The sequence below is a fragment of the Laceyella tengchongensis genome, from assembly GCF_900182735.1.
Lineage (GTDB): Bacteria > Bacillota > Bacilli > Thermoactinomycetales > Thermoactinomycetaceae > Laceyella > Laceyella tengchongensis.
In genome coordinates this window covers 1-1,709 of sequence record NZ_FXTU01000027.1, presented here as the reverse complement: position 1 = coordinate 1,709, position 1,709 = coordinate 1, and the positions used below count along the sequence as shown (strand labels likewise).

2 protein-coding genes and 2 rRNA genes are annotated in these 1,709 nt (G+C 46.7%); all 4 read left to right on the top strand.

All coding sequences use genetic code 11. The annotated features are described in order from the left end of the window. Positions 1-186 (top strand): 16S ribosomal RNA (locus QQZ12_RS16925); the annotation flags it as partial. Positions 187-555: 369 nt separating this feature from the next. Next, positions 556-1,230: a uracil-DNA glycosylase gene (locus QQZ12_RS16920; RefSeq protein ID WP_284724689.1), complete on the top strand. Its 675-nt coding sequence runs from the start codon at positions 556-558 to the stop codon at positions 1,228-1,230. A gap of 95 nt (positions 1,231-1,325) precedes the next feature. Further along, positions 1,326-1,541: a hypothetical protein gene (locus QQZ12_RS16915; RefSeq protein ID WP_102991352.1), complete on the top strand. Its 216-nt coding sequence runs from the start codon at positions 1,326-1,328 to the stop codon at positions 1,539-1,541. A gap of 85 nt (positions 1,542-1,626) precedes the next feature. Then, positions 1,627-1,709: ribosomal RNA gene (locus QQZ12_RS16910) — 23S ribosomal RNA — on the top strand; the annotation flags it as partial.

The window sequence follows — 1,709 nt, the reverse complement described above, 5'->3', positions numbered from 1 at the left end:
TCAGCATGCCGCGGTGAATACGTTCCCGGGCCTTGTACACACCGCCCGTCACACCACGAGAGTTTGCAACACCCGAAGTCGGTGAGGTAACCTTTTTGGAACCAGCCGCCGAAGGTGGGGCAGATGATTGGGGTGAAGTCGTAACAAGGTATCCCTACCGGAAGGTGGGGATGGATCACCTCCTTTCTAAGGAGCTCTTTTCAGAGCATCATCGATCATTTTCTTGGGTCACGTGACACTCACTCTTTAGTTTTCAGGGAATACCAAGCCCCAGCCTTAGGCTGGGGCTTTTTGATTTGCATGGAGCCGATGAACCAGGCGGAGCATACCAATCTTCATAGGGAAAGCTTATGAGGCAGGCCCGAAGATGTCTGAACGAGTGTAAATACCGCTAGAAGCCAAGATGTTAAGCGGTCGGCGACTGGTGGGATTAACAGGGAATAGCATAGGGGAAAATGTGTTTGTCAAACACTTGTTCCTTTACATACCTTCTCCATCTGTGTGACAATGGATAAGTGATAACAACATTAGATCAGACGGAGAGGATCGGTTGACATGTTTACGCTTACCAATGATTGGGCCACCATTTTGCAATCGGAGTTTGAGAAACCGTACTATAAAGAATTGATTTCCTTTTTGGAAAAAGAATATGAGCAAGAAACCATTTATCCTCCTCGAGAAGATGTCTTTTCGGCATTGAATCTTACATCATACCAAGACACCAGTGTTGTGATATTGGGACAAGACCCTTACCATGGGGCGGGACAGGCGCACGGGCTGAGCTTTTCTGTCAAGCCGGGAGTGAAACAACCCCCCTCTCTTAAGAACATTTTCAAAGAGCTACATGATGATGTGGGGTGCGAAATCCCTAACCATGGTTATCTGGTGAAGTGGGCGGAGCAGGGCGTTCTGATGTTGAACACGGTGCTGACGGTAAGGGAGAGCAAACCCAATTCCCATAAGGGTAAAGGATGGGAGAACTTTACCGACCAGGTGATCAAGGAATTAAACGAACGGGAGCAACCGGTTGTGTTCCTGTTGTGGGGGCGGCATGCGCAAGAGAAAAAGAACTTAATCACAAATGAGCGCCACCACATCATCGAGTCGGCTCATCCCAGCCCCTTTGCGGCAAGAAAAGGGTTTTTTGGTACAAAACCTTTTTCAAAAGCAAATCAGCTTTTAAAAGAAATGGGCAGAAAAGAAATCGATTGGCAAATTCCTGCGCTCTAATTGAGGAGAGGCTTGCAAATTCACATCGAATTTGCAAGCCTTTGATTGTGTTAGGGTAAGAGAGAAAGCCACGAACAGGGAGAGCTTTTCTTAGAATGACAGAGGAAGTGAAGTCAGGTAAAGAAAACTGTTTGGCAAAACCATGGAAACACCTTTGCGGTTTTGGTTGTTCTGATGTGGTTAATGAAAAAACAAAAAAAGGGGTTGCATTTATTATTGAACCATGTTATATTACTACTTGTCGCCGCGATGCGGTGATCACAACGAAACGCACCTTGAAAATTAGATATGGAATAAAGCAACGAGGTTAAGAAGGAAAATCCTTCTTTGATCGTCGATGTTGCAATCACCGAGGAGATACCGAGCGGCATAGCGATATGCCGAATAAACCTAGTAGGTTAAGCTACTAAGGGCACACGGTGGATGCCTTGGCGCTAGGAGCCGATGAAGGACGGGACGAACTCCGATAAGCTTCGGGG

What these genes read in the sequence shown, in the direction of transcription:
- QQZ12_RS16920 (WP_284724689.1), top strand. Translation starts at nt 556, where the DNA reads ATGTTTACGCTTACCAATGATTGGGCCACCATTTTGCAATCGGAGTTT.
- QQZ12_RS16915 (WP_102991352.1), top strand. Translation starts at nt 1,326, where the DNA reads ATGACAGAGGAAGTGAAGTCAGGTAAAGAAAACTGTTTGGCAAAACCA.